Annotated in this window: 5 protein-coding genes; 3 read left to right on the forward strand and 2 right to left on the reverse strand. The window is 43.5% G+C overall.

All coding sequences use genetic code 11. The annotated features are described in order from the left end of the window. Positions 1 to 161 precede the first annotated feature (161 nt). Positions 162 to 2,099 (reverse strand): sulfite reductase, ferredoxin dependent, encoded by a 1,938-nt coding sequence (sir, locus tag EWV84_RS03215; RefSeq protein ID WP_287076421.1) that lies wholly within the window; start codon positions 2,097 to 2,099, stop codon positions 162 to 164. A 196-nt stretch (positions 2,100 to 2,295) separates the two neighbouring features. Here sir and EWV84_RS03220 point away from each other — a divergent pair, with 196 nt between their 5' ends. Then, complete coding sequence (locus EWV84_RS03220) at positions 2,296 to 4,695, forward strand: ATP-binding cassette domain-containing protein (RefSeq protein WP_287076422.1); 2,400 nt, start codon at positions 2,296 to 2,298, stop codon at positions 4,693 to 4,695. 57 nt (positions 4,696 to 4,752) lie between these two features. Here the strand turns inward: EWV84_RS03220 and msrA are convergent, their stop codons facing one another. Beyond that, positions 4,753 to 5,415: a peptide-methionine (S)-S-oxide reductase MsrA gene (gene msrA, locus EWV84_RS03225; protein ID WP_287076424.1), complete on the reverse strand. Its 663-nt coding sequence runs from the start codon at positions 5,413 to 5,415 to the stop codon at positions 4,753 to 4,755. A 270-nt stretch (positions 5,416 to 5,685) separates the two neighbouring features. On the opposite strand from msrA, the gene EWV84_RS03230 reads away from it, so the two are divergent. Then, the gene (locus EWV84_RS03230; protein WP_186814288.1) at positions 5,686 to 5,856 is read left to right on the forward strand and encodes a hypothetical protein; all 171 of its coding nucleotides are present in this window, start codon (positions 5,686 to 5,688) and stop codon (positions 5,854 to 5,856) included. Between the two features lie 339 nt (positions 5,857 to 6,195). After that, positions 6,196 to 9,189, forward strand: coding sequence for a Calx-beta domain-containing protein (locus EWV84_RS03235; protein WP_287076428.1), 2,994 nt, complete (start codon positions 6,196 to 6,198; stop codon positions 9,187 to 9,189). The last annotated feature ends 210 nt before the right edge of the window (positions 9,190 to 9,399 follow it).

The following is a 9,399-nucleotide window of genomic DNA, read 5'->3' on the forward strand; positions in this document are numbered from 1 at the left end:
CGAAACGAATAGGCTTTTTCCATGTCTCACATTTTAGCATATATTTGGTAAATGCGCTAGTATTTAACGGTAAAGCCGTCGTAGAACGACGGGGTTTCAGACCCAAAATTTTCGATGAATATACTAATAAAAAAAGGTGGGATTTAACCCACCTTGATAACTTAGGATTTTTGGCTGAAATAGGCCTCTAGCGCCTCATTGATGATTTGATTCATCGGCCGTTTTTCCGCTTCCGAAGCTTCCTTGAGACGGACAAACATTTCATCGGGGACGCTGACACGGTTTTGATTTTTACGCACGCGTTTGGGTTTTGATTCAGTAGTAGTAGTTTCGGTCATTTTAGGTGTGTAGGTGGCTGAAAATGCTTGTAAAGCAGGGAAATTGACTCGGTGACAGAATTCTCCGAAGGTTTCGTTATTTTGTTGATCCTGTTGGAAGTAAACGAAAATCGGTTCTAAGACCTTTTCTAGATCATCGATCGCCATTTTATCCAAATAGGGGCGCGCTAGTCGAGTTTGATCGGCCGTTCCCCCTAACCAGAGTTGGTAGGAATTGGGAGCGCTACCCACAAATCCTAATTCTGCCATATAGGGACGCGCGCAGCCATTGGGACATCCTGTCATGCGGATGACAAATTCCTCTTTGGTTAATCCTAAGCGATTAAGCAGAGTGCGAATGCGTTCAATCACGCTGGGTAAAATTCTTTCTGACTCGGTAATCGCTAATCCACAGGTGGGCCAAGCGGGACAGGCCATGGCATAACGGGTTAAAGGGTCAATTTCGGCGGGATTGGTGATAATTCCCTGTTCTTTCAGGATCGCTTCCACGGCTTCCTGATCCTTGGGTTCAATTTCGTAGAGAATGATATTATGGTTAGCCGTCAAGCGCATGGGCAACTGAAAACGCTCGATAATCACTTTTAAGGCGGTTTTTAGCTGAAAACTGCCCTCATTTTTGACCCGGCCATTTTCTACATGAAGACCATAAAATAATTTTCCGTCTCCCTGTTCATTCCATCCCAAAAAGTCTTGATATTTCCAATCGGGGAGGGGTTGGTAGGGTGCGATTTTTTGGCCGAAATAACCCTCAACAGTGCTGCGGAATTTTTCTACTCCCCATTCTTCGAGGATATATTTCATTCTCGCATGACGACGATCGCCGCGATCTCCGTAATCCCTTTGGGTTGCCACGATCGCTTTTACCAGATCGTACACCTCCTCTTTGCTCACATAACCGATCGCATCGGCCATTCTGGGGAAAGTTTCCTCCTTATTGTGAGTCCTTCCCAGTCCACCCCCCGCAAGGATGTTAAAACCCTGTAATTCCCCGTTTGCGTCGGTAATCACCACCAAACCGAGGTCATTGGTGTAGATATCGATGGAGTTGTCTCCCGGCACGGTGACACCGATCTTGAACTTACGGGGCATATAATGTTGACCGTAGATCGGTTCGATGGGATCATTTTTGTTAATGCCATTTGTATCTTTTTGTCTCGATGCCTTGACGGACGGCGCTTCTTCTGCACTGATAACTTTTTCGCCATCGAGCCAAATTTCGTAGTAGGCTCCAGTTTGGGGAGTGAGCAAATCGGCGATATTATTGGCATATTCCCAAGCATAGCCGTATTCGGGGCGATTTTTGTAGGGGGCTGGCGGTGCGGTGACATTGCGATTAACATCACCACAGGCCGCTAAAGTGGATCCCATACTGCGGATAATTTCCCCGAGGGTTGCTTTGAGATTTTTCTTTAAAATGCCGTGTAATTGGAAGCCTTGGCGGGTTGTCACCCGTAAAGTGCCGTTACCATAGCGATCGGACAAACTATCGAGGGTAAGATATAGTTGTGCGGGAATAAAACCCCCCGGACTGCGGGTACGCAACATCATTTGATAGTCTTTTTCTTGACCTTTGGTTCTATGGTCGCGATTATCCTGTTGATAGGAACCGTGAAATTTGAGAATCTGTACCGCCGCATCGGTAAAATGGGTTGTATCTTCGAGGAGTTCACTGGCCAAAGGTTCTCGTAGATAATTACTGTGTTCTTTGATACCTTCGACTTTAGAAACCTTGGCGGTAGGAGAAATAGGAGTTGTAACCATCGTCTAACAGCACGATAACCTGTGGATAGGTCTTAGGAATAGGAATTTAGACAAGCTCGATCGATCCTAAGAAGTTTTACTAACATGATCTCTAGAGTTCGTTCCAGACTCTGAGGTTAACAGTAGCGATCGAGACATTAATTCTATCTTAGCTTCTTACCGTCCCCTGCGAACGCCATCTACCGATCGACTTTTTATGACCAATTCTCCCAACATTAAAACGGTTATTAGTCAAGAACCCTACATTATTCTTAACAATCAGGGAGAAATTCTCCCTTCTATTAATCTGAGTCGTCCTAATCATAAATTGGGGCGGGATGGTCAACAGGTGGATTTAGTTGTTCCCCAACACTGGACGCTGGTGAGTCGAGTACAAGCTTGTTTTCGTCGTCAGGGAAATGATTACTATATCTACGATGGAGACGGGACTAATCCTAGTTCCAATAAACTTTTTATCAACAATCGCGTGATTACTCCCAAAGAGGGCTATCTTTTACGAAATGGAGATGAGATTAATATCGGTCAAGATGTCAAAAATTGGGTCAAGATCACCTATTATCATCCTAACCAACCGGTAAAAAGCCCACCTTTAGCTTTTAAATCGGTTTCCCTAGGCAATCGCAGTGTAGTTTTAGGACGAGATAATACCGCAACTGTGGTTTTAGACGCGCCGACAATTTCCCGACAACACGCAATTATCGACAGCGATAACCAAAATCGTTATATTCTCTACGACAAAAGCACCAATGGAGTCTTTATCGACGGACAAAAAGTATCGGGTAGTGCCATTTTAACTAACGGTTGTACAGTGAGAATCGGTCCCTATAGTTTTCGGTTGCAGGGAGATGAATTAGTTTTATTAGATACAGGGGATAATATCCGTCTAGATGCCGAAAATATCGTCAGGATGGTGCGGGATAAAAAGAAACAACCCTTGACAATTCTCAATCGTATCTCCTTACCGATCGAACCGAGTCAATTAGTGGCGATTGTTGGGGGAAGTGGTGCGGGAAAATCGACTTTATTAAAGACTTTATTAGGAATTGAACCCACCACCTCGGGAACTGTTTATCTGAATGGGGAAGAGCTGCGCCAGAATTTTAATATCTATCGCACCCAAATCGGTTATGTTCCCCAATACGATATCGTCCACAGGGATTTAACTGTGGGAGAAGTGTTATATTACGCTTCTAAATTAAGGCTACCTCCCGATCTTAATTGCCAAGAAGTGATCGAGAAAACCCTGCAGCAGGTGGAGTTATTAGAAAGAAGAAATACTTTAGTCAGAGACTTAAGCGGTGGTCAATTAAAAAGGGTGAGTATTGCGGTAGAATTATTAGCTAATCCCAAATTATTCTTTTTAGATGAACCCACCTCGGGATTAGACCCCGGTTTAGATAAAAAGATGATGGAATTGCTGGCAAAATTGGCCAAAGAAGGCAGAACAATTCTCCTAGTCACCCATGCTACTAATAATATCAATCTCTGCGATCGATTAGTTTTCCTCGGTCAAGGGGGCAATTTATGTTATTTTGGTTCTCCAGGGGAGGCCTTAAATTTTTTCTCTTTACCTCAGGGGGATTTTGCCGATATTTATATTCATCTGGAAACTAGCGAAAAAGTTGAGCAAGAATGCCAACGTTTTCAACAATCGGACTACTACAAAAATAATATTGAAGCAAGAATCGGTAAAATATTTCAGCAAAATAATAGTAGGCCGCAACAGGTTCAACAATCTTTTTGGCAACAACTACAGATTTTATGTCAACGCTATAGCCAGTTAATTATCCGCGATCTATTTAGTTTAATTTTATACCTATCAACCGCTCCGATCGGAATTTTATTAATGGCCATGGTTTTAGGGGACGAAAATCCTTTATTTTTGGGGGATAATCCCAGTTTTAATCAGGCTATCCAATCCGCACCTTTAGCCTTAAAAACTCTCTTTGTTTTTACCTGCGCGCAATTGTGGGTAGGTTTTGCCTGTTCCCTACAGGAAATTGTCAAAGAATCGCCAATTTATCAGCGAGAAAGATTAGTTAATCTGGGATTATTACCCTATTTATTGTCAAAAATTCTGGTTTTAGCAGCCTTAGCTTTTCTGCAAACAATTGTAATTACCTGCGTGATATTTTTGGGATTTACTGACCCGCAACCAGAATTAATGACCTGGTTAATTGGCTGTTTTATTACCACATTTTTAACTATATTTGCGGCGATTAATCTCGGTTTATTAATTTCTGCTGGCGTTAGTAATATCACTCAAGCAAATAGTGCCTTACCTTTAATTTTAATTCCTCAGATTATCTTTGCTGGGGTATTATTTAGCTTAGAAGGTCTGGGGAAATATCTATCATGGTTGATGATTAGTCGCTGGTCGATTGGTGCCTATGGGGTATTAGTAGAGGTGGAAGACATGATTGCAGAAACGAAAGAACAAAATACTTTTAATTTCCCTTTACCCTTTGAGGATACCAATCAAGTTTATCAATTATCTATCAATAATTTGTTATTGAATTGGGGAGTATTAATTCTTCATTCCCTTATTTATTTTCTCCTTACCTATTGGTTGCAAAAAAGAAAAGATATTTTATGATCTGAATGATAACTGATAACTGATAACTGATAACTGATAACTGACTCCTAACCCTACTTAAGTTAACTTCAGATCAAGAGCGATCGGACATTCCACTTTCGTTCCCCCTAAACCGCAGTAACCGCCGGGGTTTTTCGCTAAATACTGCTGATGATAAACTTCAGCATAATAAAATTCAGGTGCGTCGAGAATTTCCGTGGTAATCTGACCGTAGCTCGCTTGATTGAGAGCTTCTTGGTACATTGATCGGGATTTTTCCGCTAATTGCTTTTGCTGGGGACTATAGGTATAGATACCCGATCGATACTGGGTTCCCGTATCATTACCCTGACGCATCCCTTGGGTGGGATTATGACTTTCCCAGAAAACCTTTAACAGTTGTTCGTAGGAAATCACACTGGGATCATAGACCACTAAGACCACTTCATTATGCCCAGTCATGCCGGTACACACTTCCTGATAGGTGGGATTGGGGGTGATACCAGCCGCATAACCTACGGCCGTGGTGTAAACACCTTCTAATTGCCAAAATTTCCGCTCTGCTCCCCAAAAACAGCCTAAACCGAACATTGCGCTTTCCATACCGGCAGGAAAGGGGGGCTGCAAAGGATGACCGTTAACGTAGTGGGTGCTAGGTACGGGCATTTTTTCCGATCGCCCGGGTAGTGCCTCCCTTACTGTGGGCAAAGTTAATTTTTTTCCGAATCCGAATAACACCATAATAAGAATTTGTCCAGAAAGTTTTACCTTACTTTACATTGTCGCTTAATTTTAGGGATTTCAGTGATCGGTGATCAGAACCGAGGCTGCAGATCAATTTTGTCAATCTACTGAGTTGGGATTTTTAAAGGGAAACTCTCTGCTAAAACTGGGCGTTATTTCCGATTTTATCACTCAATCCCAACCCCGGAGCGCATTAGTTTTTCGGTGGGATGCTTACAGGCAGCTGTTCATACACTTGTACCAGTTTAGGCGTTGCCGAATCAAGGTATGAATGCAAACTTTGCATCAGATGCAAAAGTTAGTTTGGCTCTAGGTTTTAAAAATACCAGAAAAGAAGATTCATATCTCAAATCAGCAACGCCCAAATTGTTTTGGATGTCAGGCTATCATCAGATGAAATTAGTGATGGGTGTAGATGCTAAAACTGGTTCTAAGTAGGGAGGCACAATTATTTGTAGGATGGGTTAGCGCACTTCGTAACCCATGCGGGCGTTGGGTTTCATGCTTCAACCCAACATTCATTTTATATTTAATTCCACCCACCCACTTATATTAATCGTATATTTGATTTTACAGCTTAGGCAAATTCCTCAAATAATGGGGATACTTTACTTAATAAACTGCGCTATGTTAACTTAATTTTATCCCAAGAGGGAAATTTAATCTCTCTAAACGAACGCCTGTTCCCGTCAGCTTGTATGTAAAGTTTTCAACATTTCTGCTACAGCTAATTCAGTATTTTTGCTTATTGATTTGGCGCAGGCGAATGATTAAGCTATGGTGTATGAAGCGTTCAAAACTTTTACCACTATGCCTCTTACACCAGCCGATTTACTATGGTCTCAAAACCTTTTCATCTCTGAAGACCTGAAAGATAACTTCCTCTATGAAAATGTAAAAACTGCATTTTCATCAGTGTTAACGCCTAGCTTCAGAGCTCGCTTTAAAAATATAATCTTGCCAAGTGGTCCAAATACACCTTACACACCAATAACGGGTAGTACATCTGGCGGAATTAACAGCGTAGCCCCATATAACCCTCTTCTAAACGATACAAGGATTACAACTCTTGATTCTACAGAAAAAGGTTTACTTATCCACACATCTCTGAATGGAGTTGGTTCAACCAATGCAAATTTATGGGAAACTGCGGATATTGCTAATCTTACTGCTGCACAGGTTTTTGCCGATGCGCTAGGAAATGCTACTGGTGGCAACCTATCCCTAAGTCAATTCCTGGTAGAGGATACCTTTAGAAATTCACGGGCAAACATGGGCAAGTTCTCTCGTTCTTCCAGTAGCTCTTTTAAAGTTACCTTAGTTTGGACAGGAACTCCTAGTACCAGTGATCTAGATGCTAACTTGGATCTTTATCTACAAGGAACGACCACTGGTAATATTTACACTGTATCTACTTTACCAGTTGGTGCTTCTAGCTTTTTCAGTCCTCCTGATGCCGTTGCTGGTGGCCCTGGCGTGGATTTGATCACTGGCACTGGTGCTGTAGAGTACATAGAGCAAATTTATCTTCCATCGTGGAGTGTTTCCCCGTCGGACACCAGTTTTAATGTTTATGTTAATGGTACACTGGGTTCAGTACCATCTGCTACAGGTCAAGATTTCTCGGTCTTTGTTACTTCTAACCCTGTAGTTGGTCAAGGCCACGGTTGGGGTGATGTACATCTTTCTACCTTTGATGGCAAACCCTATGATTTGCAAGCAGTTGGAACGTTCATTTATGTCGAGTCTCTAACTGATGATTTTCAAGTGCAAACCGTTCAAAAACCCTGGTATACAGGTGCTCAAGTTTCTGTCAATACAGCGTTTGCGATCAGACTAGACGGCCAAACTTTTGTTTATGATTCAGAGCTTGCCATTGGTCAAGAATTAAAAGTTAATGGAGAAACATATAATCTAGGCAGTGGCAGCAGCGCATTCTTTGGTAATAACACGAAAATCCAGCGTTCAGGGAATCAGTACACCTTCACTTATGCCGGACTAGACGGTAATTTCTCCACAGCCGAGGACAACGATGTCGTCATCGCCGCGGACAATGGGAGCTACGTTGATGTTTTTGTCAATCCATCTGATGATCGCGCCGGCTCCCTACAAGGGCTTTTAGGGAATGGCGATGGTGATAGCAGTAATGATTTTGCTCTGCGTGATGGCACAGTCTTGGATGCCAATCCCTCTGTTCAAACAATACATACAACGTTTGCCGACAGTTGGCGAGTTACTCAGGGAGAATCTCTATTTCAAAAACCTGGACCTATACCTGATCCCTTTCCAAAGAAATATATCTCCTTAGAAACTCTAGCGAAACAAAAATCCGACGCAGTGGTGGATGCCTTCGCCAAGGCACGAGCAATTGGTATTGCTGAAGGCGCGTTTTTAAATGGGGCCGCCTTTGATTTTCTGGTGACGGGGGATGAAACCTTCTTGCTAGGAGCAAAGCAGGCGGCGAACTTGGCACTGCAAGGTGAATTTAAAAATGGAGACGTAAAACTTCCACTGGGAAGCATCGAAGGCAGTAAATGGAACGATGCTAATGCTAATGGTATCTGGGACAAAGGCGAAAAAGCCCTAGCAGGTTGGACAATTTACATTGATAGTGTTGCCAATGGAACACTTGATCCTTGGGAAATTTCCACAGTCACTAACGCTGATGGTAAATATACCTTCAGCAACTTAGGACCGGGAGAATATGCCATCCGAGAAGTGAATCAAACAGGCTGGCTCCAAACCTCCCCCACCACCCCCTATGCCCTAAACTTGAAAGCAGGGGAAAAATTGACTGATGTTAATTTTGGCAACTTTCAATTACCCACGATTAATCTTAACCCCAACAGTCAGACGATTGTTGAAGGTTTAACCACGCCTCAAAACGCCTCCTACACCGTCACTCTTTCCAACGCAAGCAGCCAAACCATCAGCGTTAACTATGCAACTGCTAACGGTACAGCAACCGCGGGATCGGATTACACCGCCACCATTGGAACTCTAACCTTTGCCCCTGGTGTTACTACTCAAGTCCTCAACATTCCCATTCTCAATGATTCCTTTAATGAGGCAGATGAGACCTTTACTTTAGCTTTGTCTTCTCCTACTAATGCTGTTCTTGGTGCGGTGACGATAGCTACCACGACCATAACCGATACTATCACGGCCGCTGTCACCACGACTTTAGCGGCAAATGTGGAAAACCTGACACTGACGGGAGCAGCCGCCATTAACGGTACTGGTAACGCAGGTAATAACGTGATCACGGGCAACACGGCCAATAACCTTCTCAACGGTGGTGGGGGCAATGATACCCTTAATGGTGGTGCTGGTATTGATACCTTGACGGGGGGAGCAGGAAACGATGTCTTCCTCTTCCAATTTTCCCAATCTACTGTCGCTAACCCTGACCGGATCACTGATTTTGCGATCGGCTCCGACAAAATTGATTTGCTCAGTGCCGCAGGAGGTGTGCTGCCTGCCCCCGCTGCCTTTAGTCGTGCTGCCAATTCTGCCGCTGCCACTTTAACCAATGTCGTGAATGCTGTTTTTACCGATGCCAATGGTTCCTTAGCTGGAAACCAAGCACTTGGTATTAATAGCGCGGCCCTGGTCCAAGTAACCACTGCTGGGATAGCCGGAAACTATATTATTGTCAATGATAATGTTGCTGGTTTCCAAAGTGCCAATGACTTACTGGTTAACGTTACAGGCATTACCGGCACATTACCCGCTCTCGGTAATATCACTGTTTCCAACTTCTTTGTTTAGTGGATTCCTGATGGGGTGACAAGAATATTCTAAAGCCGGCGTGTTAGGGGTCGGGAATGGAGTCGCCTCCATCCCCCCCCTCAGAACCGTGCTTGACATCCTCACCGCCGTAAACGGACGGTGATTCCCAAACCTCACGATTTAGGTTTCTGCTTCTTTCCCTTGCGGGGTTCCGCACCTGCCTTAACAGATTTACTCTGTTCTGGTCTT

The sequence above is a fragment of the Microcystis sp. M_QC_C_20170808_M3Col genome (assembly GCF_007095505.1).
Taxonomy (GTDB): domain Bacteria; phylum Cyanobacteriota; class Cyanobacteriia; order Cyanobacteriales; family Microcystaceae; genus Microcystis.

What these genes read in the sequence shown, in the direction of transcription:
- EWV84_RS03230 (WP_186814288.1), top strand. Translation starts at nt 5,686, where the DNA reads ATGAATGCAAACTTTGCATCAGATGCAAAAGTTAGTTTGGCTCTAGGT.
- EWV84_RS03235 (WP_287076428.1), top strand. Translation starts at nt 6,196, where the DNA reads ATGGTGTATGAAGCGTTCAAAACTTTTACCACTATGCCTCTTACACCA.
- sir (WP_287076421.1), bottom strand. Translation starts at nt 2,099, where the DNA reads ATGGTTACAACTCCTATTTCTCCTACCGCCAAGGTTTCTAAAGTCGAA.
- msrA (WP_287076424.1), bottom strand. Translation starts at nt 5,415, where the DNA reads ATGGTGTTATTCGGATTCGGAAAAAAATTAACTTTGCCCACAGTAAGG.
- EWV84_RS03220 (WP_287076422.1), top strand. Translation starts at nt 2,296, where the DNA reads ATGACCAATTCTCCCAACATTAAAACGGTTATTAGTCAAGAACCCTAC.